The following is a 26,661-nucleotide window of genomic DNA, read 5'->3' as shown; positions in this document are numbered from 1 at the left end:
GCTGAAGGATCTCCCCCGGCCGGGGGTGAAGAGTGCCGCCCTCTCGGGTGGGTGGGGGATCGGGATGGCATCGGCTCGGCCTCGGACGCCGGACGGGCTGAAGGATCTCCAGCCCCGGACGTGTCGAAAGATCTCCAGCTCCGGACGGGCTGAAGGGCTCTAGTCCGGCAGCATCGGGTAGCTTCCCGTGTTCGTCGGTGCGTGTTCCGGTAGCCATAGGACGGCGACCGCGCCCTCGGCGGGGACGTCTTCCGGGGCGCCGGGGGGCAGGACGTTGCGGAAGGTCAGTCGGGCGCCGAGTACTCGGGCCTGGCCTGCCGCGATCGTGAGGCCGAGGCCGTGGCCGTAGCCCGCGCGGTCGGGGCTGCCTGTGCGGAAGCGGCGCGGGCCGTCGACGAGGAGTGCCGCCGGGAAGCCGGGACCGTGATCGCGTACGCGGATGACGCGGCCCTCGACCGTCACCTGGACCGGCGGCTTGCCGTGCCGTGCCGCGTTGGCGAGCAGGTTGAACAGGACGCGCTCCAGGCGGCGCGGGTCCGTCGTGACGTGCGACTCGTGCACGACGCGTACGTCGATGTCCGGGTCCTTGGCCGTCACCCGACGTGACACGAACTCGCCGAGCAGGATGTCCTGCAACTCGGCACGCTCGGAGGCGCCGTCGAGCCGCGCGACCTCCAGGACGTCCTCGACGAGGGTGCGCATCGCCTGGGCGCGGTCGCGGACGAGCTCGGTCGGGCGGCCGGGGGGCAGCAGTTCCGCCGCGGTCAGCAGCCCCGTCACCGGCGTACGCAGCTCGTGCGCGATGTCGGCGGTCACCCGGCGCTCGGCCTCGATGCGCTGCTGGAGCGTGTCCGCCATGGCGTCCACCGCCCGTGCGAGGTCGTCGGTCTCGTCGCGCAGGAACCCGCCGATGGAGTCCCCCACCCGGACGTCGGTGTCGCCCGAGGCGACCTGGTTCGCCGCGGCGGCGGCCTTGCGCAGCCGGTGCGACAACTGGCCGCCGATGAGCACCCCGAGCGCGCTGCCGCCGAAGACGACCGCGATCGAGCCGATGAGCAGCGCCTGGTCGAGGTCGGTCATGACGTCGCTGTTGCGGTCGGTGAAACCGGTGTGGAGGGAGAGGACGCGGCCGTCCTTGAGCGGCACGGCGGCCCAGATGTCCGGCACGCCGCTGGGGCCGTCGGACACGTAGGTCGCCCGCCGCCCCTGCGTGACCTTCTCCAGCAGGGCCGCCGGGATGGACGGGTCGTCGACCTCGACCCCGAAGGCCAGCGTCCGCCCCGACTCGTACATGCGCTGCGCGACCTGGAGGCGCTCGTCCGCCAGATCGCGGGAGTTGTCGAGCATCGACACCTGCGCCGCGTTGTGCACGACCAGGCTCAGCGCGATCGCGACCAGCGCACCGACGAGCGCGATCGCGGCGCTGAGCTTCCACCGGACGCCGGTCCGGATGCCGGTCCTGATGCCGGATCGGATGCCGCTCTGGACGCCGCTCTGGACGCCGGATTGGATGCCGGTCTGGACGCCCGCGCCGTTGTTCGTGGCCCCGGCCGTTCTCTCCAGAACCCGGCGGCTGAATATCGCCCGCATACCCCTGCTCAGGCCTTCAACTTGTAGCCGAAGCCGCGGACCGTCTCGATCCGGTCCTGGCCGATCTTCGTACGCAGCCGCTGCACATGGACGTCGACGACGCGGGTGTCACCGCCCCAGCCGTAGTCCCACACGCGTTCGAGCAGCTTGTCGCGGCTCAGGACCGTGCCCGGCGTCGACGAGAACTCCAGAAGCAGCCGCATCTCGGTGGGCGTCAGCGCCACCGGCGTACCGCCCCTGCGGACCTCCATGCCCTCGGTGTCGATCTCCAGATCGCCGTGGCCGAAGGAGAGCACACTGCCGTCGACCGACGAATGCCCCTCCGTGGCCGCGCTGTTCGCCGGACCGCTCGCGTGCCCGAAGCGGCGCAGCACCGCGCGGATGCGGGCGACCAGGACAGCGCCGTCGAACGGCTTGGTCACGTAGTCGTCGGCGCCTGCCTCCAACCCCAGGACGACGTCGATCGAGTCGGCGCGCGCGGACAGCATGATCACGGGGACGGTCGACTCGTCGCGGATACGACGGCACAGACTGACGCCGTCCAGGCCGGGCACCATGACGTCCAGGAGCGCGATGTCGGGGCGGTTCGCGCGGAACGCCTCCAGGCCCGACAGGCCGTCGGGCATCGCGGTGACCGCGAAGCCGTCCCGCTCCAGCGCGAGTTGTGTGGCCTCCCGGATGACGTCGTCGTCCTCGACGAACAGGACGTGGGTCTGCTCTGTCATCCGATGTTCCGACATCCGCTGCTCTGCCATCCGAGGCTCTGCCATCCCTTGTTCTCAGTTCGCGGCCGCGGTGCTGGGCGCTTCCGCGCCGCCCACCGCTTTGCTGTAGTCGTTGTGGATCCGGGACTCCTCGGCGAAGTGGGTCGCCGACCAGGCGTAGGTGATCACTTCTTCGCTGGAGGGGTACGACATCGGGTCGCCCTTGGCGTACAGCTGCTGGGTGACCACCAGGTCACCCCGGTCGATCTCGGCGTAGACCGGAGGCTCCTCGGCCTTGAAGACGTTCTCGTACCTGCCGTCCTTCTCGCGGTACACGTACGAGCCGACGCCGACGGCATCGGCGCAGGTCATCACATTGACCACGATGTCGTTGGCGGATCCGCCGGTCAGTTTGCCGTACGACACGTCGACCGGGTACTCGTCGGCGACGCACGGCTTCAGGCCGCTCTTGACCGCCGGGCTGACCTCCGGGTCGTCCTGGACGAGCTTGACCGCGTCCACGCGCTGGGGCGCCTTCGTGGCGGAGGCGGCGGGTGTCTGCGCGGTGCTGGGCACCGCCGCCTCGCTGCCCGCCGGGCCCTCGTCGCGGGCGCCGGTGCCGCCCGTCGCGCAGCCGGTCAGGGAAAGGCCGAGGGCGGCGAGCGCGACCGCTGCCGCACTCCCCGCCTTCAAAGCTTGCCGGGCCTGTCGGGCTGAGCCGACCGGCCGGGCTGAGCCGGCCTGTCCGACCTGCCCGGCCCGGTTTTCTACGCCGCGCAACGCTCCCGCCCCTCACTCGCTTCGAGCGCGCGTGCGCCGCGCTCCTCATAGTCCCGGTTCTCCAGCTCCTCGCGGAGCCGGGCCAGCGCCCGGTGCAGCGTGCTCTTGACCGTACCGGCCGACATGCCGAGGGCGGCGGCCGTCTCCTCCGTGGACATCTGCTCCCAGTGTCGCAGCACCACGACGCTGCGCTGCTTGGGAGCCAGCACCTTCATGATGTCCATCAGCAGCGCGCGGTCCGCGTGCTGCTCGGTGGAGTCGTCGACGCAGGCGTCCGGAAGCTGCTCGGTCGGTACCTCTTCGAGCTTCCGGGCCCGCCACCACTCGGTCCGCGTGTTGATCATCACGCGCCGCAGGTAGGCATCGGCCAGCCGCTTGTCCGCGATGCCGTCCCAGCGGCCGTACGTCCGCACCAGCGCGGTCTGTAGCAGGTCCTGCGCGTCGACAGGGTCGGGGACCAGGCGGCGGGCACTGCGCAACAGCGCGTCCTGCCGAGTGCGGACGTACTCCTCGAATTCGAGCACCTCGCCGTGCGCCATGATCAACCGCCTCCATCCCCGTTTCCGACCTACCAGCTGTCGCTGGTAGCCGGTTGTCCGTTGCCTGAGATGAAGCTACGGAGCAGTTGTCACGGGGCTGTCCGAGCCAGCACGCGGAGAACGCTCGGCTGTCCGTCGGTTGTGTAACGGATGTAGGAGGTGAGTAAGGCGGGGTTCAGTTATGTCCCGGTTGTAATTGTTTTGCCGCGTCGGCGAGGTCAGTTACGTCAAGGGGAGCTGATACATACCGCCCGGCAGCGGTTCCACGAGCCCGTCGGCGACGAGGCCGTCGAGGGCGCGGGCCCGCTGCACCGGCTCGTCCCACACGCGGTCCAGGACGGACTGCGGGACCGGGGCGACGGCCTCCCTGAGTACGGCGAGAAGCTTGCCGCGGACCTGGCGGTCGGTACCGGCGTACGTCTGGCCGCGCCGCGGCGGACCCTCGTGCTCGGGCTTGCCCGCCAGCCGCCACGCACACCGCGCCGCGATCGGGCAGCGGTCACAGGTCTCGTTCTTCGCCGTGCAGACGAGCGCGCCCAGCTCCATGGAGGCGGCGGCCCAGCGGGAGGCGGTCCGCTCACTGTCGGGCAGCAGCGCGCGGGCGAGCTTGCGCTCGGCCGCCGTCGTCGCGTTCGGGGGGTACCGCACGCCGGTGACCGCGCGCGCGAAGACCCGTCGTACGTTCGTGTCCAGTACGGCGTGACGCCGGCCGTACGCGAACGACGCGACCGCCGCCGCCGTGTACTCGCCGATACCGGGCAGCGCGAGCAGCTGCGCGTGCTCCGCCGGTACGTCGCCGCCGTGCCGTTCCGTTATGGCCACCGCGGCGCCGTGCAGGCGCAGCGCGCGGCGGGGGTAGCCGAGGCGTCCCCAGGCGCGGACCGCTTCGCCCGGAGGCTCCTTGGCCAGGTCGGCGGGGCGGGGCCAGCGGGACAGCCACTGCTCGTACACGGGCAGCACACGGTTCACCGGCGTCTGCTGCAACATGAACTCGCTGACCATCACTCCCCAGGGACCGGCGTCCGGCCGACGCCACGGGAGATCACGGGCGTGCGCGTCGAACCAGGCGATGACGGGCGTGTGCAGGGTCTCGCCGGGGGCGGCAGTGGTGGCGGTGGGCTGAGGCATGGGTGTGGGTGTGGTGGGTGCAGTCATGGCGGAGTCGATCCTGCCATGTGAGGGGTACCGGGTTGGCGCAGGTCGGTACTTGCCGGTGCCGGAGAGTCTTCGGCCCGATCTTTCAGCCCGTCCGGCGTTTGAGGATGAGGCGGTGCCATCCCGATCCCCCACCCACCCGTGGGGGCCGTGGTTTCAGCCCGTCCGGCGTTTGAGGACGAGGCCGTTCAGGCCGATGGCGGGGGTCTGGGGGCGGCAGCCCCCAGGTACGGGACGGGTAGGGGCGGAGGGGGCGAAAAAACCCAACCCCGTTGCCGCACAAGCGCATACGCCGGGATGATGATCCGGAAAAGTTGCCCCCGGGCGGCGGGTGGGGCAAGCGCCGCGACGGATCTCTCGTACAGTTTGCGCCGTGGGATCACTGCGCAATCCGGTCGGGCCGCTACCCTCCACCATCTACTGGCGTCGGAGGGCCGTTCTGCTGTCTCTGCTCGCGCTGTTGGCGCTGCTGACCGTGTGGGTGGTCGGCGACGGAGGCGGCGGCGGGTCGAACAACGGCGGCGGGTCCAACGGGAAGAATCCCGCGCCCTCGACGATCACTCCCGGCCCGTCCGGCTCGGGCCCCGCGATCAGTGAAAACCCGGGCGGGCGCGACGAGTCGACGGCCGGCACGGGTGGGAGCGGTTCGGGCGACGGCTCCGATGACGGTTCCGGTTCCGGCTCCAGTGCAGGTTCCACCGCCGGTTCCGGGGACTCGAGTGGGAGCGACGGTACCGGGGCCGACGACGGCTCCAACGGCTCCGGAGGCTCGGCCGATCAGCTTCCGGCCGGTTCCACTCTCCCCAACTGCACCGCGAACGCCGTCAAGTTGACGCTGCGCAGCGTGCGCAACACCTACGCACCTGGCGAGAAGCCCACGTTCGAGCTCACCGCCAAGAACTCGACCGGCAGCGACTGCAAGCTCGACCTCGGCCCGAAGAACGCCGTCCTGACGATCACCCAGGCCGGGAGCGACGACGACATCTGGTCCTCCGGCGACTGCCCGACGGGTTCCGGCAGTCTCCTCTTCCGGGTCGCGGCCAACGGGCAGGTGACCCACACCGTGGAGTGGGACCGCAAGGCCAGCGCTCCCGAGTGCGCCACGCCGCCCGCGATTTCGGCGACGGCGGGCACGTACTTGGTGGAGGCGGAGGCGCCGGGACTGACCAAGGCGCAGACGTCGTTCGTACTCTCCAAGGACTGAACGGCGTTAGGCACGGACGGAGCCGCGTCGGGAGGCGCGGCCCCTGAGCAGCAGCTCGACCCGGCAACCCGGACCAGCCGGGTACCTCAGACGTACCGCTCCAGAATCGACGACTCCGCCAGCCGCGAAAGACCTTCCCGGACACTGCGCGCCCGCGCCTCACCCACACCGTCGACGGTCTGAAGGTCGTCGACGCTGGCGGCGAGAAGCTTCTGCAGGCCCCCGAAGTGCTCCACCAGGCGGTCGATGATCGCGCCGGGCAGGCGGGGCACCTTGGCGAGCAGGCGGTAGCCACGCGGGGAGACGGCGGAGTCCAGCGCCTCGGGGGAGCCGGTGTAACCCAGCGCCCGCGCCACGGTGGGGAGTTCGAGCAGCTCGGCGTGGGCGAGTGCGTTGAGCTCGAAGAGGGCCTCGTCGACCGTACGGGAACGCTTGGCGGTCGGCTCGGGCACGTAGTCCCGCACGACGAGTTCGCGCTCGGGCTCGACGCCGGCGATCAACTCGTCGAGCTGGAGGGCGAGAAGGCGCCCGTCGGTGCCGAGCTCCACCACGTACTCGGCGATCTCGGTGGCGATCCGGCGCACCATCTCCAGGCGCTGGGCCACCGCCGAGACATCGCGGACCGTGACCAGGTCCTCGATCTCCAGGGCCGACAGGGTGCCCGCGACCTCGTCGAGGCGGAGCTTGTAGCGCTCCAGGGTCGCCAGGGCCTGGTTGGCGCGGGAGAGGATCGCCGAGGAGTCCTCGAGGACGCGGCGCTGGCCGTCCACGTAGAGGGCGATCAGGCGCATCGACTGGGAGACCGAGACGACCGTGAAGTCGACCTCCTTGCTCACCCGGTCCGCGGTGCGGTGCCGCGTGCCCGTCTCCTCCGTCGGGATGGTCGGGTCGGGCACCAGCTGGACGCCCGCCCGCAGGATCTTGGTGATGTCCTTGTCGATCACGATGCCGCCGTCGAGCTTGCACAGCTCGCGCAGGCGCGTCGAGGTGAACTCGACATCCAGGACGAATCCGCCGGTACACATCGATTCGACGGTTTTGTCCCAGCCGAGCACGATGAGTCCGCCCGTGTTGCCGCGGAGGATCCGCTCGAGTCCGTCACGCAGCGCCGTGCCGGGTGCCACGGCGCTCAGGGCGGCGCGCATCAGGCCATCGGCACCGGAGCTCCCGCCGGACTTTCCGGGAGCTGCTGCCCGGTCGTTGGCTGCCACTGCACTCCTCCGGTCGCGGGTTTCCGGTCGCCCTCAGTTCGTCACGATGGGCAAGACCAGGGCAAAGTCTACCGGCGTGCTTCCTCCTCCCGTGGGGCCTCTCGACGACGGGAGCGCGGGAGGACGCTCAGCGCGGCCCCCATGTCGGCCACTTCCAGGACCTTCATGCCGGGAGGGATCTTGCCCGGGTCGCTCGGGACGAGGGCGTGCGTGAAGCCGAGGCGGTGGGCTTCCGCGAGCCGGCGCTGAACGCCCGTGACCCGTCTGACCTCGCCCGCGAGCCCCACTTCACCGATCGCCACGAGGTTCTTGGGGAGCGGGGTGTCGCTCGCCGCGGACGCGAGGGCGAGCGCGATCGCGAGGTCCGCGGCGGGCTCGGAGAGCTTCACACCGCCGACCGTCGCCGAATAGATGTCCCGCTTTCCCAGGGCGGTGATCCGGCCACGCTGCTCCAGGACGGCGAGCATCATCGAGACGCGGGAGGTCTCCAGACCGGATGTCGTACGACGGGGGGAGGGGATCTGCGAGTCGACCGTGAGCGCCTGCACCTCGGCCACCAAGGGGCGGCGGCCTTCCAGGGTGACCGTCAGGCAGGTGCCGGGGACCGGCTCCGCGCGACGGGTCAGGAAGAGGCCGCTGGGGTCGGCAAGGCCCGTGATGCCCTCGTCGTGCAGTTCGAAGCAGCCGACCTCGTCCGTCGTCCCGTAACGGTTCTTGACCCCTCGGACCAGCCTGAGGCGCGCGTGCCGGTCGCCCTCGAAGCTCAGGACGACGTCCACGAGGTGTTCGAGGAGACGGGGCCCCGCGATCGCGCCGTCCTTGGTGACATGGCCGACGAGGAGGGTGGACATACCGCGCTCCTTGGAGACGCGGATGAGCGCACCGGCGACCTCCCGGACCTGGGCCATGCCGCCCGCTGCGCCGTCGATCTCCGGGGAGGCGATGGTCTGTACGGAGTCCAGGATGAGCAGGGACGGCTTCACCGCGTCCAAGTGACCGAGAACGGCGGCCAGATCGGTCTCGGCGGCGAGGTACAGGTGGTCGTCGATCGCTTTGATGCGGTCGGCGCGGAGCCGCACCTGACCGGCCGACTCCTCCCCTGTCACGTACAAGGTGCGGTGCTCGTCGCTCGCCGCCTTCGCCGCCACGTCCAGCAGCAGTGTGGACTTGCCGACGCCCGGCTCGCCCGCGATGAGGACGACCGCGCCGGGGACGAGACCGCCGCCGAGGACGCGGTCCAGCTCGGGAACACCCGTGCTGCGTGCGGTGGCCTGGCGGCCGTCGACCTGCCCGATGGGTACCGCGGACGTGGTGACCCGGCCCGGTGTCGTCGTACGGACAGGGGGCGCGCCGTACTCCTCGACCGTCCCCCACGCCTGGCACTCGGAGCAACGGCCGAGCCATTTGGCCGTCTGCCAGCCGCACTCGGTGCAGCGGTAGGACGGTCGGTCCTTCGCGGATTTCGTACGGGCAGCCATGAACCGAACCGTAGCCGAGGCCACTGACAGCGTGGCGGGCGCTGTGCACGGGGGTGCCCCGAAGCGTGCCTGGTGGCTATCCCGCTGTCGTCGATGCGTGTCTGGTCGCCATACCGGTGTCGCCTGGCGCGTGTCTGGTCCCCATCCCGGTCTCGCCCGGCGCGTGCCTTGTACAGGCCCGGCACGCGCCCCCCGCATGGCATTGCCATCGCCCGCCGTGACGGTGTAGGCCACGGAATCGGAGCTTCCTGCCCCCTAATGAGGGATCGTTTCACCCGTACGGATTAAATGTACTCAAGGGGGAGGAAGGGGCCACCGATTGGCGCCTACGGTCGCACGGGTGATGAGCAGCAGCCCGGAGACCTCCACGCACACCACCGGCGCACACCGGGCGCACGGAGACGCGCGCAAGCGGGCGGCCGCGCCCCGTGGCGCGTCGCCCCGCACCACCATGGCTCAGCGCCCACCCGCGCGCTACGAGCCCTACCTGGACGGCCTGTTCACCTACTGCCTGTCCGTCCTGTGCGACCACGACGCGGCGACCGCCGCCCTGGGCGACGTTCTCGCGCTGGCCGAACGCCGGGGCACGCGCGCCCCGGAGGCCGCGGGCGACCGCAGGGCCTGGCTGTACGCGCTGGTGCGCTGGGCCTGCCTGCGCAAACTCGCCGAGACGAAGCGCACGCGCCAGGCGGCGCACGCCTCCGTCCGGGGGCGCGCGAGCCACAAGGGCGCCCCAAAGAGCGACCCCAAGACCGCGCGCGGGACGGCGCAGGAGACGGCGTACAAGCCGACGGACAAGGACGCCGCGGACCGGCGCGCGGCAGAGGCCCTGAGCGCCCCCGCCCCCGCATCCGCCTCCGCATCCACATCCGGTTCGGCGTCCGCCACCGCCACCGCCGTATCCGAAGAGGCCCAGGCGCACCGCCGTCGCGAACTCGCCCTGCTGGCCTGGCCGGAGGCCGCCGGCACCACCCCCGAGCAGCGCGAGGCACTCGAACTCGCCGTACGCCACCAGCTCGCCGCCCACGAGGTCGCCGCCGTCCTCGGTATGGACCTCGCCTCCGCGCGTGAACTGCTCGGCTCCGCCGCCTGCGAGGTCGAACGCACCCGCGCCGCGCTCGCCGTCGTGGAGACCGGCACCTGCCCCAGCGTCGCCCGGCTCACCGGCGACCACCAGCTCGTGCTCGGCACCGCCCTGCGCCGGGAGCTGGTCCGGCATGTCGACGACTGCCCACGCTGCCGCCGTACCGCCGAGCGCGCGGTCGCCGGCTCCTGGCCCGGCACCAGCGTCACACCCGCAGCGCTTCCCGTCCTGGAGGCCCCACGCGCCGCCCTGCACGTCGCGATGGTGCATGCCCCACGCGCGCGGGGCGGCGCTCCGCGCTTCGACCGGCGCGGTTTCCCGATGGACCCCAAGGACCGTGCCGCGCGAAGGGACCGGCTACGCGCGCGTGCCGTCACGACCACCGTCGTCGCCACCGTCGTCGCCGCCCCCGTACTCGCCCTCTGGGCGGCCTACCGGGGCGCACCCCTCACCGGCGAGGGCGCGGACGGCCGCTCGGCCATCGCGACCGAGGAGCAGGGCGCCAACGGGATCGACGGCATCGGCGACGGGTCGGGCGGCTACGAGAACGCCGGCAACGCCAGCACCAAACCCGACAGCCCCTTCACCAAGGGCAGCCAGTCCCCCGACGTCTCCGTGGAGGTCATCAGCGCCCCCGGGAGCAGCCCGGCACCGGGCGCCGGACAGCTCTCCGTGGCGGCCGGCAACAGCGGCGACACGACCCTCATCACGCTGACGGCGTCCGGGAGTTCACCGGTTCACTGGTCCGCGCACACCGGCGCCCACTGGCTCTATCTGAGCCAGTCGGCGGGAACCCTCGAACCCGGCGAATCGTTGACGATCAAGGTGTACGTCGACCATCTTCGCGAGCCGGTGGGCCCCTGGAGCGCGCGGGTGTCGATCGCACCGGCGGGCGCCCTGGTCACGATCGGGGGGTACGGGAACGCCCGCCCGACCCACCCCGGGTGGCCCGGCGGCGAGCACCCCGGCCCTCGCCCCAGCGACCCGAGCCCGTCCGACCCCGACCCCACACCGAGCGACCCGAGCCCGTCCGACCCGGATCCCACGCCCAGCGACCCGACTCCGTCCGACCCCGAGCCCACGCCCACGGACTCGGCGCCGTCCGATCCAGGGGGCTCGACCCCGCCGCCCAGCGACAGCGGCGACCCGAGCCCGTCCTCGTAAACCAGCGTCCGCCGCGTCCGCCGGACCTCAGTACCCCATTACCTCAGCGGACCGGGTCGGCCGGATGCGGAGCCAGCAGGGGCAGCTGCGAGGCCAGCCTCTCCTCGCAGAGCTCGACCAGCCGGTCGTACCCCTCCTTGCCCATCAGCTCGACGAGCTCCGGGCGGTACGAGACGTACACCGGGTCGCCCGCGCCGTGCGCCGAGGTCGCCGACGTGCACCACCAGTGCAGGTCGTGGCCGCCCGGACCCCAGCCGCGGCGGTCGTACTCACCGATGGACACCTGGAGCACGCGGGTGTCGTCGGGCCGGTCGATCCACTCGTACGTCCGTCGTACGGGCAGCTGCCAGCAGACGTCCGGCTTGGTCTCCAGCGGTTCGAGGCCCTCCTTCACGGCGAGGATGTGCAGCGAGCAGCCCGCGCCGCCCGCGAAGCCGGGGCGGTTCTGGAAGATGCAGGACCCCTTGTACGGGCGGGTCTGCCGCTCGCCGTCCTCGTCCTCCGAGACCCAGCCGGTCTTCGTCCCAACGGCATGGTGCTGCCAGAGCTCCGGCGTGAGTCTCGCCACGTGCCCGGCCACCCGCTTCTCGTCGTCCTCGTCCGAGAAATGGGCCCCGAGCGTGCAGCAGCCGTCGTCGGCGCGGCCTGCCTGGATGCCCTGGCAGCCGCTTCCGAAGATGCAGTTCCAGCGAGAGGTCAGCCAGGTCAGATCGCACCGGAAGACCTGCTCGCCGTCGGCGGGATCCGGAAACTCCACCCACGCGCGAGCGAAGTCGAGCCCCTTCTCGTCGCTCCTGCCCGGAGACTTCTTGGACTTGGTGGCCTTCGCCTGCGAAGAACCCTTGGCCGATTTGTCGGGCTTCGCCTTTTTCGTCTTTGGCACTCGTCCAGGGTAAGTCGCGCAAGCCCTCTCCGGGGACGTCCCACCCGCCGTCCGACCACCGTCCTTTATCGAGGGGTTATGCCCCGCCCCACTTGAAGGGCCGGACTCGCAGTAGCGTTCCGTATATGAGACTCGGTGTCCTCGATGTGGGTTCGAACACGGTGCATCTGCTGGTGGTGGACGCGCACCCCGGCGCACGGCCGCTGCCCGCGCATTCGCACAAGGCCGATTTGCGGCTCGCCCAACTGCTCGACGCGAGCGGGGCGATCGACCCCGAAGGCGTGGACAAACTGATCGAGACGGTCAAGGTCGCGCTGGAGGCCGCCGAGGACAAGGGCGTCGAGGCCCTGCTGCCATTCGCGACCTCCGCCGTGCGCGAGGCCAGCAACGCCGACGACGTACTCGCCCGCGTCCAGGCCGAGACCGGCGTCGAACTCCAGGTCCTGACCGGTGCGGAAGAGGCCCGGCTCACCTTCCTCGCGGCCCGCCGCTGGTTCGGCTGGTCGGCGGGCAGGCTGCTCGTCCTCGACATCGGCGGCGGCTCCCTGGAGATCGGCTACGGCATGGACGAGGAGCCGGACGCCGCGGTGTCGCTGCCGCTGGGCGCGGGCCGGCTGACCGCGGGCTGGCTGCCGAACGACCCCGCCGATCCCGCCGACGTCAGAGCGCTGCGCCGTCATGTGCGGGCCCAGATCGCCCGTACGGTCGGGGAGTTCAGCCGCATCGGGGCTCCCGACAACGTGGTCGCCACCTCCAAGACCTTCCGCCAGCTCGCCCGTATCGCCGGTGCCGCACGCTCCGCCGACGGCCTGTACGTGCAGCGCGAGCTCAAGCGCCGGTCCCTGCAGGACTGGGTACCGCGGCTCGCCTCGATGACCGCCGAGGAGCGCGCCGAACTCCCCGGCGTCTCCGAAGGGCGCGCCGGCCAGCTCCTCGCGGGGGCGCTGGTCGCCGAGGCCGCGATGGACCTCTTCGGCGTGGAGACGGTGGAGATCTGCCCGTGGGCACTGCGGGAGGGCGTGATCCTGCGGCGGCTTGACCAGCTGGCCTCGGAGTAACCGAACTGTCCGGCCAGGTAACCGAGCTGTCCGGCGGGGTAACCGAGCTCGCCCGACGCCCCGACAGGGGCGCGGACCGGACCGGGGCGCGGGGAACTGCGCGCCCAGCCACACACGACCTGCCAGTCGCACACAGGGAGCCCCCGCAACGGCGAACAGGCGCAAGGCCGGGGTCCACCAGTCACCCCCGACCGCAATGGCCGGGGTCCACCAGTCACCCCCGACCGCAATGGCCGGGGGCCACCAGTCACCCCGGCCAAGCCCACCACCCCCGCCAAACCGCCGGAGGCAACCCGTACGCTGTCCCTCGTGGCAGAACCAGTTGTGCGCATCCCGGATGCGAAGGTCGCGCTGTCCACGGCGTCCGTGTATCCGGAGTCGACGGCGACGGCCTTCGAGATCGCCGCGCGCCTCGGGTACGACGGCGTCGAGGTCATGGTGTGGACCGACCCCGTCAGTCAGGACGTCGAGGCGCTGCGCAGACTCAGCGACTACCACCAGGTTCCGATCCTCGCTGTCCACGCCCCTTGCCTGCTGATCACGCAACGCGTGTGGTCCACCGACCCGTGGATCAAACTCCAGCGCGCTCAGGCGGCGGCCGAGAAGCTCGGCGCCGGCACGGTCGTCGTACACCCGCCCTTCCGCTGGCAGCGCCAGTACGTCCGTGACTTCGTCACCGGTATCTGGCAGATGGCGAACGAGACGGACGTACGGTTCGCCGTCGAGAACATGTACCCCTGGCGCTACCGCGACCGCGAGATGCTCGCGTACGCACCCGACTGGGACGTGACGAAGGAGGACTACCGTCACTTCACGATCGACCTCAGTCACACGGCGACGGCCCGCACCGACGCCCTGCAGATGATCGACCGCATGGGCGACCGCCTCGGCCACGTCCACCTCGCCGACGGCAACGGATCCAACAAGGACGAGCACCTCGTGCCGGGACGCGGTACCCAGCCCTGCGCCGAACTGCTCGAACGCCTCGCGTTCACCGGCTTCGACGGCCACGTCGTCATCGAGGTCAACACCCGCCGCGCCATGTCCAGCGCCGAACGCGAGGCCGACCTGGCCGAGGCCCTGGCCTTCACCAGGCTCCACCTCGCCGCCGCGCTGAAGGTGCCGCGCCGCTGATGGACGCTTCTCCGCACGACGCGGCCGCCCCCCGCCGCAGGGGACGCCCCTCCCGTACGCAGACGGAGGCGGCCCCCGCGACCCGCGACCGCATCCTCGACGCGGCCCGCGAGGAGTTCTCCGAGCGGGGGTACGAGAAGACGTCGGTGCGCGGTATCGCCAAGGCCGCCGGTGTGGACTCGGCGCTCGTGCACCACTACTTCGGCACCAAGGAGCAGGTCTTCGCGGCGGCCATCGAGGTCGCCTTCGCGCCCGCGCTGGCCGCCCCGGCCGCGGTGGACGGCCCGATCGACGGCGTGGGCGAGCGCCTGACCCGCTTCATGTTCGGGATCTGGGAGAACCCGACGACCCGTTCGCCACTGCTCGCGATCCTCCGCTCCGCCTTCAACAACGAGGCCGCGGCCACCGTCTTCCGCCGCCTCCTCGTCGCCCAACTATTGCGCCGCATCGCGCAACAGCTCGACCTCCCGGACGCCGAACTGCGCGCCGAGCTCGCGGCGGCCCAGCTGGTGGGGGTCGCGATGCTGCGATACGTGATCAAGCTGGAGCCGCTGGCCTCGGCGGACGTGGAGCGGATCATCGAGCGGGTGGCGCCGGTGGTGCAGGGGCATCTCACGGGCTCCTGACGGGTGACGTAAACGCTTACGTAAGCGTTTACGCGACCGCTGCCGACCGCTGCCGACCGCTGCCGACCGCTGCCGACCGCAAGTGGACCGTTTGCGACTACCGGCGACCGCTTCTGGGCCGTTCACGCGTGACCGCCGGCCGAGACACCCGTCCCGCATACCGGACACCCTGTCCAGCCCTTGGAGCACCGGCGTAGGCTCGAATCAGTCACGACCAGCAGTCACGACTGCCGGCCCGTACGAGCCGGTATCCCTCCGAAGGAGCGAGCGACGATGCCCGAGCTGAGGTCCCGCACAGTCACCCACGGACGCAACATGGCGGGCGCACGCGCCCTTATGCGCGCCTCCGGTGTACCGGGCGCGGACATCGGCCGCAAGCCGATCATCGCGGTCGCCAACTCCTTCACGGAGTTCGTGCCAGGTCACACCCACCTCCAGCCGGTCGGCCGGATCGTGAGCGAGGCCATCACCGCCGCTGGAGGCATCGCGCGCGAGTTCAACACCATCGCGGTCGACGACGGCATCGCGATGGGCCACGGCGGAATGCTGTACTCGCTGCCCTCCCGCGACCTGATCGCGGACAGCGTCGAGTACATGGTGGAAGCCCACTGCGCCGACGCCCTGATCTGCATCTCGAACTGCGACAAGATCACCCCCGGCATGCTGATGGCGGCCCTGCGCCTGAACATCCCGACGGTCTTCGTCTCGGGCGGCCCCATGGAGTCCGGCCGCGCGACGCTGGTCGACGGCACGGTCCGTACGCTCGACCTGGTCGACGCGATCTCCGACGCGGTGAACGACAAGATCTCGGACGAGGACATCCTCCGTATCGAGGAGAACGCCTGTCCGACCTGCGGCTCCTGCTCCGGCATGTTCACGGCCAACTCCATGAACTGCCTGACCGAGGCCATCGGCCTGTCCCTCCCCGGCAACGGCTCGGTCCTCGCCACCCACACGGCCCGCAAGGGCCTGTACGAGGACGCGGCCCGCACGGTCGTGGACATCACGCGCCGGTACTACGACCAGGACGACGAGTCGGTCCTGCCCCGCAACATCGCCACCATCGCGGCCTTCGAGAACGCCATGGCCCTCGACATCGCGATGGGCGGCTCCACCAACACGATCCTGCACCTGCTGGCCGCCGCCCAGGAAGCGGGCGTCGCCTTCGGCCTGGACGAGATCAACGAGGTCTCGCGCCGCGTGCCCTGCCTCGCCAAGGTCGCGCCGAACGTCGCCAAGGACCGCACGTACTACATGGAGGACGTGCACCGCGCGGGCGGCATCCCGGCCCTGCTGGGCGAACTGCACCGCGGCGGCCACCTGAACGAGGACGTGCACTCGGTCCACAGCCCGTCCCTCTCCGACTGGCTGAAGACCTGGGACGTGCGCGCCGGCTCCCCGTCGCCCGAGGCGATCGAGCTGTGGCACGCGGCCCCCGGCTGCGTCCGCTCCGCCGAGGCCTTCTCCCAGTCCGAGCGCTGGGAGGCCCTCGACGAGGACGCGGCGGGCGGCTGCATCCGCTCCGCCGAGCACGCGTACTCCAAGGACGGCGGCCTGGCCGTCCTCAAGGGCAACCTGGCCGTCGACGGCTGCGTCGTGAAGACGGCCGGCGTCGACGAGTCCATCTGGACCTTCGAGGGCCCCGCGGTCGTCTGCGAGTCCCAGGACGAGGCCGTCGACAAGATCCTCCGCAAGGAGATCACCCACGGCGACGTCGTGGTCATCCGCTACGAGGGCCCCAAGGGCGGCCCCGGCATGCAGGAGATGCTCTACCCGACCTCCTTCCTCAAGGGCCGGGGCCTCGGCAAGACCTGCGCCCTCGTCACCGACGGCCGCTTCTCCGGCGGCACCTCCGGCCTGTCCATCGGCCACGCATCCCCGGAGGCGGCTTCGGGCGGCACGATCGCCCTGGTCAAGGACGGCGACCGCATCCGTATCGACATCCCGAACCGCACGATCGAGCTCCTCGTCTCCGACGACGAGCTCGCCTCGCGCCGCGACGCCCTGAACGGCGTCTACGCTCCCGCGAACCGCGACCGCAAGGTGTCCGCCGCCCTGCGCGCCTACGCGGCGATGGCGACCAGTGCGGACAAGGGCGCTGTGCGGGACGTTTCCCTGCTGGGCTGAGGCTGTTTCCCTGCTGGGCTGAAACTTGTGCGCGGGGGCCGTTCCTTCGGGGGCGGCCCCTTCGCGTGTCACCAGTGCGACGGGTCGTCACCAGCGCGACGGGTCCCCCGCGGCCACGGCGAAGACGGTTCCGTCGGGGGCGGCGGCGTAGACGTGACCGTCGATGACCAAGGGAGCCGGCAGCCCGAGCACGACGAACTCGGAGTCCGAGCCAAGTCGCGCACGCGTCTGTCCCGCGAGTTTCCCTGTGCGGGCATCCACCGCGAGCAGTCGCCCGTCGGCGGCGGTGAGGTACACGTATCTGTCGTCGGCCACGGGTGCCGAGCCTTGGCTGACAGAGGTCTCAAGCCGCCAGCGCAGGGCGCGCGTCTCCATGTCGACGGCCACCAGCCCGCCACCGGTGGCCAGCAGATACATGGTGTTCCCGTGCACGGTGGCCAGAGCGGTGGGAAGTGAGGTTTCGAGCGGCACGCGCTGTACCGCGAGGCTCTTCGGGTCGTACCGGACCAGCCCGTCTGTCTCGCCGTAGCCGTTCACCGACATGAAGAACACCTTGCCGTCGTGCGCGCCGACCGGCTCCAGTTCCCCCGCCAGGCGGGCGTCCCACCGCACGTCGCCGGTCTGCGGATCCACCCCGCTCACGAGCGTGTGGGTCCCGTCCACGGTCGTACTCGTGGCGTAGGCGAGTCCGTCGGCGCTGAAAGCTGCAAAGGTCGGTTCGCTCTGGCCGGCGATCCGACGGCTCCAGACCTGTTTGCCCGACGCGCCGTCCACCCCGGCGACCGTTCCGTCGGCGCGTGTGAGCAGCACCATGCCGCCGGCGTACTGCACCCGCCCATACGCGGAGATGTCCATCGTCCAGCGCGTCGCGCCCGAGGCGGGGTCGAGGGCCACCAGCCGCTGACCATCGCTCGTGACGGCCTGCACCAGACCGCCCTCCGCGACCGGCGGGCCGTCCGGGGCGTCCCGATCGGCAAGGGTGTGCCGCCACAACACCGTCCCGTCGGCCGGGTCGAGGGCGGAGAACAGCCCCGCAAGCGCGCAGAGCAACTTCCCTCCGCCGTACGAGCATTGCGGCATCCCCCGGCTTCCGGAACCGGGCTTGGTGTGCCAGCCGTCGAACACCGCCGGTGCGGCCGGTATGGCGCTGTCCTCGGGTGCGCCGCCGCTGTCGCCGAGCAGCTGCCCCGAGGCGAACGTCCCGCCCGCGGCGAGGAGCAGCGCCCCGGCCGCCAGGATCACCCCTCTGCGGAGGCGACCCATGGCTCTGTCGGGTCGCCGACCGGGCGACCCGACAATGTCCTCTTCCGGCTCCGGATCACGACTGGGCAGCTGGGCCGGAATGAACACCTGGGTGTCGTACGAGGCGGCCACCGACCGCAATTCGCGCATCAACTCGTCAGGAGTGGGCCGGTCGTCGGGCTCCTTGGCAAGGCAACGCAGCACCAGTGGTGCGAGATTCTCCGGTACGTCGGTCAAGTCCGGCTCGTCGTGCACCACTTGATAGGCGACGACGTACGGACTGTCGGAGTCGAACGGCCCGCGCCCGGTGGCGGCGTGCACCATCACGGAACCGAGCGCGAAGATGTCGGCGGCCGGTCCCACCTCGCGCGGCCGTCGGAACTGCTCGGGTGCCATGAACGGTGGCGTGCCGATCAACTTGCCCGTTTCGGTGCGCAGTTCGCTGTCTTTTGGCCGGGAAATACCGAAGTCGATGACCTTCGGACCGTCCTCGGCGAGCAGGACGTTGCTCGGCTTCAGATCCCGGTGCACGACTCCCACGCGATGTATGTCGCGCAACGCCTCGGCGAGCCCGGCCATCAGCCGGCGCAACTCCCCGGAGAGCATCGCCCCGTTCCGCTTCACATGGTCGGCGAGGGTGGGACCTGGGATGAACAGCGTGGCCATCCAGGGGCGTTCGGCCTCGGGATCGGCATCGACGACGGACGCGGTGAAGGCGCCGCTCACCTGTCGGGCCGCCGCCACTTCCTGCCGGAAGCGGCCCCTGAACTCGGGATCCTTGGCGTACCGGGCGTGTACGACCTTCACGGCCACCCGCATCCCCGACGTACTACGGGCGAGATGCACGATGCCCATGCCGCCGGATCCCAGGCGTGACTCCAGCCGGTAGTGACCGGCGTACTCGGGAAGTTCCGCTTCCACGCCCGCTCCGTTGTTCCGCTGTGGCGCCATGGGACCCACCCCCGTGCTGTTCCTTCGCGCGCGCGACGCACGGAGCCTAGTCGATGCTTCGTGCGATACGGAGGCGGCTTGCTAGCCTCCGAGTGCGAGAAACGAACGTGTGTGCATGGCCTGATTCAGGGGAATCAAAGGGGTCCCATGGCAGCCATGGGGTCCAACGGGGGAGGTTTTTCATGTCTGTTGACCGAGTTGAGGAAATCGAGGGCCACGGCGAGGAAGCGGTCGAGGCCAAGGTCGAGACGGCAGCTCTGCGGTACTACCCGGTCGCACCGGGTGTCAGGCTCAACGTCCGCAGCGGCCCGGGTACCACCTACCGCATCGTCCGCGTCCTGTCCGAGGGTGCCCACGTCCCGATCTTCTGCCAGAAGCCGGGTCAGTCGGTCACCGGCCCGTACGGCACGTCGAACATCTGGGACGGCATCGCAGTCAGCGAGTACGTCGCGGACGCGTATGTGAATACGGGCAGTGACGGTTACGTCGCCCCGCGTTGCGCCTGACCGACCATCGGCAGGGCCCCGCGCCGACCGGAGCGATAATCGACGCGTGAGCGACGACAGCACCGGCACCCCCGCGGGGCCCCAGCCCGAACCCCTTCGTTTTTTCGGCACGACCTGGGTGGACCACACCGATGGCTACCCGGCCCGCCGAGCCGCCGTGGCCGTCGGCTCGCTGGCCGCCGCGGTGGCCGCCTGCTTCGTCCTCCGCTTCGCCTACCAGGGCCTGGAGATCGCGGACGTGGGCAAGCCGGTGAGCATCCTGGTCGTCGTGATGTTCGCGGTGTCCAGCGCCCTCGCTTTCCGTCACACCTCGGCCGCGTTCACCAAGCGCCCCGACCCCGACCGCCAGGCCTCCCTCCGAGGCCTCCTGACGATCGGCTTCATCGGCTCCCTCCTCGCCTACTTCTTCCGCTCCCTCACCGAGGCCCCGGGCGAGAAACTCCACCGCGAGGAGTACGAGACGGCTCGCGAACAGTACGAGCGCCGCAGCAAGCGCCGTACGAAAAACCCTTCGAAGAAGCGCCGCAACTCCTAGCCGGTGCTTTCAGCCCGTCCGGCGTTTGAGGACGAGGCCGTTCAGGCCGATACGGGGGTCTGGGGGCGGAGCCCCCGGATACGGGACGGGGAGGGGCGGAGGCGGCGAAAAACCCTTCAGTCACCTACCCCCAACGCTCCCCTCAGCCCCACCCCCGCCACCATGACCACATGACCGCGCACTCCCACTCCCACACCACCCGAGCCCACTCCTTCAACGCAGCCGCAGCCCAGTACGCCGCGAACCGCCCCTCCTATCCCCCCACCCTCTTCGACGCGATCGAAAACCTCGCGCACCGCCCCCTCACCGGAGCAAGGGTCGTGGACGTCGGCGCCGGCACCGGCATCGCGACCGCTCTCCTCAAGGCGCGGGGCGCGAACGTGGTCGCCGTCGAGCCCGGCGAGGGCATGGCGGCCGAGTTCCGCCGCACGCTCCCCGACACCCCCGTCATCCGAGGCAACGGCAACGCTCTCCCGCTGGCCACCGCCTCCGCCGACTTCGTCACCTACGCCCAGTCCTGGCACTGGACCGACCCGGCCCACGCCATCCCGGAGGCGTTCCGCATCCTGCGCCCGGACGGCGGCGCGCTCGCCCTCTGGTGGAACACCGAAGCCCTGGACATCCCCTGGATCGAGGCGGCAGCCAACCGAGTCGAGCGCTTCTTCGGCCTCGACGCGGTCGTAACGAAGAACGGCAGCGGCGCCAAAGCCGCAGCCGCCCTGTCCACGACCGCCTTGTCCACGACCACCTTGGCCACCACCGCCCCGACCACCACGGGCACCGCCCCCACCCCGACCGCCCCCCTCCACATCGACCGCCACCAGGTCCGCTGGAGCCGCCGCGTCCCCCTCGACACCCACCTCGCCAATATCGGGAGCCACTCGGCCTTCCTGGTCCTCGGTGAGGAGGGCACGAACGCCTTCCTCACCGAAGAGCGCGCCCACCTGCTCGCCACCTTCCCGGACGGCGTGGTCGAGGAGGTCTACGACGTCGAACTGATCGTCGCCACGCGTTCGTGATCCCGCCCGGCGGCCCAATCCCCAAGGGCCGCCGCACACGCGTGATCCAGGTGCCGCAACCCACCCAGCTCCAGCCGTACGTCCCGGTCGTGCGGCAGCGCCTCCAACGCGTCAAGCAGCTTCGGCAGTCGCAGAAACGGTCGCATGCCTGACGACTCGTACGACCATCCCCGCGTCCCCACGGTCCTGGGTCTCCACCTGCACCTGACTGATGTCCCAAGCGGTCTCGGCGACGGCAAGGGCAAGCCCCACGATGACCCCCGCGAACAGATTCCCGACCACGATCGCCACCGCCGTCACGACAAGCACCACCAGCTCCCCGCGGTGCTCCCGCCAGAGCGGACCCAACTCCCGTACGGGCACAAGCTTGCAGCTTGCGTGCACCAGTAGCCCCGACAGCGCGGCCACCGGAATCACCCCGAGCACCCCCGGCAGCGCAGCGGCGAACTGAGCAACCACGCTCCGTGGAGCACCAGCACACCGAGCGCCTGGACCCCGTACGACTGCACCGCCTCGTACACGAGCACCGTCAGCCCCGCCGCGGGCCCGCTCACCCGCAGGCTGCCGACTGGCATCACTCCGGCCACCAGGCCACCGACGATCCCGGTCACCAGCCCCAGCTCGGCAGGCACACCGGAGGCCCTGGCGACCCCCACGCACAAGGGCAACGCGACGAGATGGACGGCAAAGGACGGCAAAGGACGCGAGCAGATCGGCTTTACGGATGACGGCAGCACCTCTGGTGACGAGCGGGAGATGCGCGGGCGCCGAGCCGGGGGAGGATGCGGCGGATCAACAGGCCCGGGCACATGGCCGCGTACTGAAATCCATTGTCAGGAACGGGAGTTGGACACTCACCCCTTTCGCGTGACCACCACGTGAACGCGGAAGCGCGACACCCCGGAGCGCCCCCTTCCGATCGCACCGCCGCGCGCTTGCGCCGCCGGATGCGACGGGGCTTGCAGCCGACTTGATGCCGGGCTTGACGACCCCGACCCCGCAGGAGCAATATTCATCACATGATGAATATTGCTTCGAGCCCGCCCGACACCGCAGAGCCACCCGACCCCACGAGGCAGCCCGCCATCCGCGCCGAAGCCCTCACCGTCGTACGCGGCACCCGCACCGTCCTGCGCGGACTCGACTTCGCAGTACCGCGCGGCCAGATCACCGGGCTGCTCGGACCTTCCGGCTGCGGCAAGTCGACCCTGATGCGCGCGACCGTAGGCACCCAGGCCAAGGTGACCGGCATGCTCGAAGTCCTCGGCCTCCCCGCGGGCGACGCCGCACTCCGCTCCCGCATCGGTTACGTCACCCAAGCCCCCTCCGTCTACGACGACCTGACCGTCCGCCAGAACCTCGACTACTTCGCCGCGATCCTCGACCCCGGGCACGCCGACGCCGAACGCCGCCACGCCAACGTCACCCAGGCCATCGCCGACGTCGATCTCACCTCCCAAGCCGACTCTCTCGCCGGCAACCTCTCCGGCGGCCAGCGCAGCCGCGTCTCCCTCGCCGTCGCCCTCCTCGGCACCCCGGAACTCCTCGTCCTCGACGAACCGACCGTCGGCCTCGACCCGGTCCTGCGCCGCGACCTCTGGAACCTCTTCCACGCCATCGCCGCCGAACGCGAGGCCACCCTGCTCGTCTCCTCCCACGTCATGGACGAGGCCGAACGCTGCCACCGCCTCCTCCTGATGCGCGAGGGCGAGATCCTCGCCGACGACACCCCCGACGCCCTGCGCGAGCGGACCGGCTCCGACACCGTGGAAGCCGCCTTCCTCCACCTGGTGGACGAGGCGAACGCAACGGGCAACAGGCCCACGACGGGCGAGACGGCCGACAACGCCTCCCGGTCCGACAACGCGCCCGGGTCCGACAGCGCCTCCCTATCCGACAGCGCCTCCCTATCCGACAACGAGTCCCCCTCCGGCGACCACCCCCGCAAGGAGACCGTCCGATGAGCGCGACGACCACGCCCACGACCGCACCCCGGCCCATGGGCACCCACGCAGGCCAACGCCCGAGCGCGATCAACTTCTCCCGCACCACCGCCACCGCGGCCCGCGTACTGGGCCAACTCCGCCACGACCCGCGGACCATCGCGCTGCTGATCCTCATCCCGTGCCTGATGCTCGTACTGCTTCGCTACGTCTTCGACGGCAGCCCGCGCACCTTCGACTCCATCGGCGCCTCCCTCCTCGGGATCTTCCCGCTGATCACGATGTTCCTGGTCACCTCCATCGCCACCCTGCGCGAACGCACGTCCGGCACCCTGGAACGCCTCCTCGCCATGCCCCTCGGCAAGGGCGACCTCATCGCCGGCTACGCCTTGGCCTTCGGAGCCCTCGCCATCATCCAGTCGGCCCTGGCCACCGGGCTCGCGGTCTGGTTCCTGGGCCTCGATGTCACGGGATCCCCCTGGCTCCTCCTCCTGGTCGCCCTCCTCGACGCCCTCCTGGGCACAGCCCTCGGCCTCTTCGTCTCGGCCTTCGCGGCCTCGGAATTCCAGGCGGTCCAGTTCATGCCGGCCGTGATCTTCCCCCAGCTCCTCCTCTGCGGCCTCTTCACCCCCCGCTCCGACATGCACCCCGTCCTCGAAGCCATCTCCAACGTCCTCCCCATGTCCTACGCCGTGGACGGCATGAACGAAGTCCTCAAACACACCGACATGACAGCCACCTTCGTCCGCGACGCCCTGATCGTCGCGGGCTGCGCCCTACTGGTCCTGACCTTGGGCGCGGCAACCCTGCGCCGCCGGACCGCGTAACCGACGAGCCAACGACCGACCAAGCAAGCAACCGACCAAGCAACCGACCGACCAAGCAACCGACCAAGCAACCGACCAAGCAACCGACCAAGCAACCGACCAAGCAACCGACCGACCAGCCGTCCGCCCAACGGACAGCGCGCCCCGTCCCGCACCCCCGGTGCGAGGATGGACACCGGACGACGCACCCCCCGGAGGGCACCCGCACCATGACCCAGAAAGTCGCAGTCCTCGGCACCGGCAAGATCGGCGAAGCCCTGCTCAGCGGAGTGATCCGGGCCGGCTGGCCCCTCGCCGACCTGCTGGTCACCGCACGCCGCCCCGAGCGCGCCAAGGAACTCCAGGAGCGCCACGGAGTCGCGGCGGTCACCAACGCCGAGGCCGCCAAGTCCGCGGACACCCTCATCCTCACGGTCAAGCCGCAGGACATGGGCGCTCTCCTCGACGAACTAGCCCCGCACATCCCCGCCGACCGCCTGGTCATCAGCGGCGCGGCAGGCATCCCCACCTCCTTCGTCGAGGAGCGTCTGGCCACAGGCACTCCGGTCGTCCGCGTGATGACGAACACCCCCGCCCTCGTCGACGAGGCCATGTCCGTCATCTCCGCCGGCAGCCACGCCACCGCCGGGCACCTTGCCCACGCCGAGGAGATCTTCGGCGCCGTCGGCAAGACACTCCGTGTCCCCGAGTCCCAGCAGGACGCCTGCACCGCCCTCTCCGGCTCGGGACCGGCGTACTTCTTCTACCTCGTGGAGGCCATGACGGACGCGGGCATCCTGCTCGGCCTGCCCCGCGACAAGGCCCACGACCTCATCGTCCAGTCCGCGATCGGCGCCGCCGTGATGCTCCGTGACAGCGGGGAACACCCCGTGAAGCTCCGCGAGAACGTCACGTCCCCCGCGGGCACCACGATCAACGCCATCCGCGAACTGGAGAACCACGGTGTGCGCGCAGCCCTGATCGCCGCACTGGAGGCAGCCCGCGACCGCAGCCGCGAACTGGCCTCCGGCAACAGCTAACGGAACCGGGGCCGGGCCCGCCCCCGGCCCCACCGTCCTTCAGCCCACTGCCCGTCAGCCCGCCGTCCTTTAGCCCGCCGGCAGCAACCCGATCGCCCGATAGGCCGCGTCCACCCTCGGCCGTGCCATCGCCCTGGCCTTCTCTGCTCCGTCCCGCAACACCCCCTCCACATACGCAGGATCCGCGCACAACTCCTTGTGCCTCTCCTGTACGGGTCTGAGGAGCTCGACCACGGCCTCGGCGGTGTCCTTCTTCAAAGCTCCGTACGATTCATATACACCGCCCAAGGTCTCGGGGTTCCCACCCTCACAGGCGGCGAGAATCTCCAGCAGATTCGAGACCCCCGGCCGAGCCTCCCGGTCGTACGCGACGTCCTGCCCACTGTCGGTCACAGCCCGCATGACCTTCTTCCGCACGGCTTCCGGCTCGTCGAGCAGATAGACGACTCCGGGCCCGACGTCATCGCTCTTCCCCATCTTCGACGTCGGCTCCTGCAGGTTCATGACACGCGCCGCAACGTCCGGACGCGTGGCCCGGGGCACCACGAACGTGTGCCCGTACCGCTGGTTGAACCGCACAGCCAGATCCCGGGTCAGCTCCACATGCTGCGTCTGGTCATCACCCACCGGCACCTCATCGGTCCCGTACGCCAGAATGTCCGCCGCCATCAGCACGGGATACGTCAACAGCGACAGCCGCACACTCCCGCCGCGCTCCCGTTCCCGAGCGGCCTTCTCCTTGTACTGGATCATCCGCCGCATCTCCCCGTCGGTCGCGACGCACTCCAGCAGATACGACAGCCGCGCGTGCTCGTCCACATGACTCTGTACGAACACGGTGCACAGCTCCGGATCCAGCCCCGACGCCAGCAACAACGTCGCCGCCTGCCGACTGAGCCGGCGTACCCGCCCCGGATCGTGGTCCACGGTCAGCGCGTGCAGATCGACGATGCAGAACAGAGCATCAGCCCGATGCTGATCGACGTCGGCCCACCGCCGCACAGCACCCAGATAGTTCCCCAGCGTCAGATGCCCGGTCGGCTTGACCCCACTGAAGATCCGCGTCATCTCTCCACCTCCTGGTCGAGGCCGCCGCACCCGCCGGCCGGTTCTCCAGGAGGGAGACACAAAAACGGCCGCCGAGGCGGCGGCCGTTGAGTACATACGTGAGTACGGCCGCCGTCAGGCGGCCCACCACTGTTGGGTGCACGTATGCGTAGTCACGAGCCCAGACTACGCCGCCGGGGCGCCTCCTGGAGCGGAGTTGACACACCTCCACCCCGTACGTAATGTTCTCCGAGCTGTCCGACGTGAGCGCCGACTCCGGTCGGTCCCCGGACGGCCATTCCGCAACTAGCACTCAACGAACGACGAACCGTCGTCGACTCGTTTTGCTGCGCGTTTGCGAAATGAGGAATCCGCGTTCGAAAGGACGCCACCCCGATTAGCTCGGGAGCCAAGATTCCGCTAACGTCTCACTCGTCGGAACAGCCCAAGGGCCGCGAAGACAAGCCCCGCTGACTGGGAATCAGGCCCGAAAGGATCTGATAGAGTCGGAACCGCCGGAAAGGGAAACGCGAAAGCGGAAACCTGGAAAGCACCGAGAAAATCGGATCGGAAAACGGTCTGATAGAGTCGGTAACGCAAGACCGAAGGGAAGCGCCCGGAGGAAAGCCTGAGAGAGTCTCTCGGGTGAGTACGAAGGAAGTGTCCGTTCCTTGAGAACTCAACAGCGTGCCAAAAATCAACGCCAAGTTTGTTGATACCCCGTCTCCAGCTGTTATGGCTGGGGCGAGGTTCCTTTGAAGAAAACATCAGCGAGGACGCTGTGGACCGTGGGGATTATTCCTCCCTTCGGTTCCGCTCTCGTGGTGTCGTCCCG

At 70.2% G+C, this 26,661-nt stretch carries 22 protein-coding genes and 2 pseudogenes; 13 read left to right on the top strand and 11 right to left on the bottom strand.

Annotation, left to right across the window (positions count from 1 at the left end; all coding sequences use genetic code 11):
• Positions 1-159 precede the first annotated feature (159 nt).
• The 5 genes from cseC to AB0N66_RS06300 form a co-directional block, all read right to left on the bottom strand.
• On the bottom strand, positions 160-1,590 hold the full coding sequence (gene cseC, locus AB0N66_RS06320) for a two-component system sensor histidine kinase CseC (RefSeq protein ID WP_365429556.1): 1,431 nt from the start codon (positions 1,588-1,590) through the stop codon (positions 160-162).
• Positions 1,591-1,598: 8 nt separating this feature from the next.
• Positions 1,599-2,315, bottom strand: a complete 717-nt coding sequence (cseB, locus tag AB0N66_RS06315) for a two-component system response regulator CseB (protein ID WP_365429553.1) — start codon at positions 2,313-2,315, stop codon at positions 1,599-1,601.
• A gap of 54 nt (positions 2,316-2,369) precedes the next feature.
• Positions 2,370-2,987, bottom strand: a complete 618-nt coding sequence (locus tag AB0N66_RS06310) for a hypothetical protein (RefSeq protein ID WP_365430218.1) — start codon at positions 2,985-2,987, stop codon at positions 2,370-2,372.
• 74 nt (positions 2,988-3,061) lie between these two features.
• Positions 3,062-3,613, bottom strand: coding sequence for a SigE family RNA polymerase sigma factor (locus tag AB0N66_RS06305; RefSeq protein WP_365429550.1), 552 nt, complete (start codon positions 3,611-3,613; stop codon positions 3,062-3,064).
• 222 nt (positions 3,614-3,835) lie between these two features.
• Positions 3,836-4,741: an A/G-specific adenine glycosylase gene (locus AB0N66_RS06300; protein WP_365429547.1), complete on the bottom strand. Its 906-nt coding sequence runs from the start codon at positions 4,739-4,741 to the stop codon at positions 3,836-3,838.
• A 400-nt stretch (positions 4,742-5,141) separates the two neighbouring features.
• Between AB0N66_RS06300 and AB0N66_RS06295 the strand changes: the two genes are divergently transcribed.
• Complete coding sequence (locus AB0N66_RS06295; RefSeq protein ID WP_365429544.1) at positions 5,142-5,972, top strand: hypothetical protein; 831 nt, start codon at positions 5,142-5,144, stop codon at positions 5,970-5,972.
• 86 nt (positions 5,973-6,058) lie between these two features.
• On the opposite strand, the gene disA is transcribed toward AB0N66_RS06295, so the two are convergent.
• Positions 6,059-7,183, bottom strand: coding sequence for a DNA integrity scanning diadenylate cyclase DisA (gene disA, locus AB0N66_RS06290; protein WP_365429541.1), 1,125 nt, complete (start codon positions 7,181-7,183; stop codon positions 6,059-6,061).
• Between the two features lie 68 nt (positions 7,184-7,251).
• Entirely contained in the window at positions 7,252-8,661 is a 1,410-nt protein-coding gene (radA, locus tag AB0N66_RS06285; protein ID WP_365429538.1) for a DNA repair protein RadA, read from the bottom strand.
• A 343-nt stretch (positions 8,662-9,004) separates the two neighbouring features.
• Between radA and AB0N66_RS06280 the strand changes: the two genes are divergently transcribed.
• Positions 9,005-10,909: a hypothetical protein gene (locus AB0N66_RS06280; RefSeq protein ID WP_365429536.1), complete on the top strand. Its 1,905-nt coding sequence runs from the start codon at positions 9,005-9,007 to the stop codon at positions 10,907-10,909.
• A gap of 43 nt (positions 10,910-10,952) precedes the next feature.
• On the opposite strand, the gene AB0N66_RS06275 is transcribed toward AB0N66_RS06280, so the two are convergent.
• Complete coding sequence (locus AB0N66_RS06275) at positions 10,953-11,792, bottom strand: hypothetical protein (protein ID WP_365429533.1); 840 nt, start codon at positions 11,790-11,792, stop codon at positions 10,953-10,955.
• Positions 11,793-11,917: 125 nt separating this feature from the next.
• Here AB0N66_RS06275 and AB0N66_RS06270 point away from each other — a divergent pair, with 125 nt between their 5' ends.
• The 4 genes from AB0N66_RS06270 (at position 11,918) to ilvD (ending at position 16,737) form a co-directional block, all read left to right on the top strand.
• Positions 11,918-12,850: a Ppx/GppA phosphatase family protein gene (locus tag AB0N66_RS06270; protein ID WP_365429530.1), complete on the top strand. Its 933-nt coding sequence runs from the start codon at positions 11,918-11,920 to the stop codon at positions 12,848-12,850.
• Between the two features lie 309 nt (positions 12,851-13,159).
• The gene (locus AB0N66_RS06265; RefSeq protein ID WP_365429528.1) at positions 13,160-13,984 is read left to right on the top strand and encodes a sugar phosphate isomerase/epimerase; all 825 of its coding nucleotides are present in this window, start codon (positions 13,160-13,162) and stop codon (positions 13,982-13,984) included.
• Positions 13,984-14,610: a TetR family transcriptional regulator gene (locus tag AB0N66_RS06260; protein ID WP_365429525.1), complete on the top strand. Its 627-nt coding sequence runs from the start codon at positions 13,984-13,986 to the stop codon at positions 14,608-14,610. Before AB0N66_RS06265 ends, AB0N66_RS06260 begins: the two co-directional genes overlap by 1 nt.
• Before the next feature lie 273 nt (positions 14,611-14,883).
• Positions 14,884-16,737 (top strand): dihydroxy-acid dehydratase, encoded by a 1,854-nt coding sequence (gene ilvD / locus AB0N66_RS06255; RefSeq protein WP_365429522.1) that lies wholly within the window; start codon positions 14,884-14,886, stop codon positions 16,735-16,737.
• Positions 16,738-16,824: 87 nt separating this feature from the next.
• Here ilvD and AB0N66_RS06250 read toward each other — a convergent pair whose 3' ends face one another.
• Entirely contained in the window at positions 16,825-18,930 is a 2,106-nt protein-coding gene (locus AB0N66_RS06250; RefSeq protein WP_365429519.1) for a serine/threonine-protein kinase, read from the bottom strand.
• Positions 18,931-19,112: 182 nt separating this feature from the next.
• Here AB0N66_RS06250 and AB0N66_RS06245 point away from each other — a divergent pair, with 182 nt between their 5' ends.
• The 3 genes from AB0N66_RS06245 to AB0N66_RS06235 all read left to right on the top strand — a co-directional run bounded on the left by AB0N66_RS06245 (position 19,113) and on the right by AB0N66_RS06235 (position 20,990).
• Positions 19,113-19,436, top strand: a complete 324-nt coding sequence (locus AB0N66_RS06245; RefSeq protein ID WP_365429516.1) for an SH3 domain-containing protein — start codon at positions 19,113-19,115, stop codon at positions 19,434-19,436.
• Between the two features lie 46 nt (positions 19,437-19,482).
• A complete protein-coding gene (locus AB0N66_RS06240) occupies positions 19,483-19,971 on the top strand; it encodes an EamA/RhaT family transporter (RefSeq protein WP_365429513.1) in 489 nt (162 codons plus the stop codon).
• A 170-nt stretch (positions 19,972-20,141) separates the two neighbouring features.
• Positions 20,142-20,990, top strand: a complete 849-nt coding sequence (locus tag AB0N66_RS06235) for a class I SAM-dependent methyltransferase (RefSeq protein ID WP_365429510.1) — start codon at positions 20,142-20,144, stop codon at positions 20,988-20,990.
• Here AB0N66_RS06235 and AB0N66_RS06230 read toward each other — a convergent pair.
• Positions 20,954-21,727, bottom strand: a pseudogene (locus AB0N66_RS06230) (SulP family inorganic anion transporter). The gene AB0N66_RS06235 and the pseudogene AB0N66_RS06230 sit on opposite strands and share 37 nt — an antisense overlap.
• A gap of 282 nt (positions 21,728-22,009) precedes the next feature.
• Here AB0N66_RS06230 and AB0N66_RS06225 point away from each other — a divergent pair.
• The 4 genes and pseudogenes from AB0N66_RS06225 (at position 22,010) to proC (ending at position 24,779) form a co-directional block, all read left to right on the top strand.
• On the top strand, positions 22,010-22,954 hold the full coding sequence (locus AB0N66_RS06225) for an ABC transporter ATP-binding protein (protein WP_365429507.1): 945 nt from the start codon (positions 22,010-22,012) through the stop codon (positions 22,952-22,954).
• Positions 22,951-23,760: an ABC transporter permease gene (locus AB0N66_RS06220; RefSeq protein ID WP_365429504.1), complete on the top strand. Its 810-nt coding sequence runs from the start codon at positions 22,951-22,953 to the stop codon at positions 23,758-23,760. The genes AB0N66_RS06225 and AB0N66_RS06220 overlap by 4 nt, the downstream gene beginning before the upstream one ends.
• Positions 23,703-23,876 (top strand): annotated as a pseudogene (locus AB0N66_RS06215) (PT domain-containing protein); the annotation flags it as partial. The gene AB0N66_RS06220 and the pseudogene AB0N66_RS06215, both read left to right, overlap by 58 nt.
• A gap of 93 nt (positions 23,877-23,969) precedes the next feature.
• Entirely contained in the window at positions 23,970-24,779 is an 810-nt protein-coding gene (gene proC / locus AB0N66_RS06210; protein ID WP_365430216.1) for a pyrroline-5-carboxylate reductase, read from the top strand.
• A 69-nt stretch (positions 24,780-24,848) separates the two neighbouring features.
• Here proC and trpS read toward each other — a convergent pair whose 3' ends face one another.
• Positions 24,849-25,847, bottom strand: a complete 999-nt coding sequence (gene trpS, locus AB0N66_RS06205) for a tryptophan--tRNA ligase (RefSeq protein ID WP_365429501.1) — start codon at positions 25,845-25,847, stop codon at positions 24,849-24,851.
• Positions 25,848-26,661: the final 814 nt, after the last annotated feature.

The sequence above is a fragment of the Streptomyces sp. NPDC093544 genome (genome assembly GCF_040683495.1).
Lineage (GTDB): Bacteria > Actinomycetota > Actinomycetes > Streptomycetales > Streptomycetaceae > Streptomyces.
This window is presented reverse-complemented; position numbering and strand designations above follow the sequence as displayed.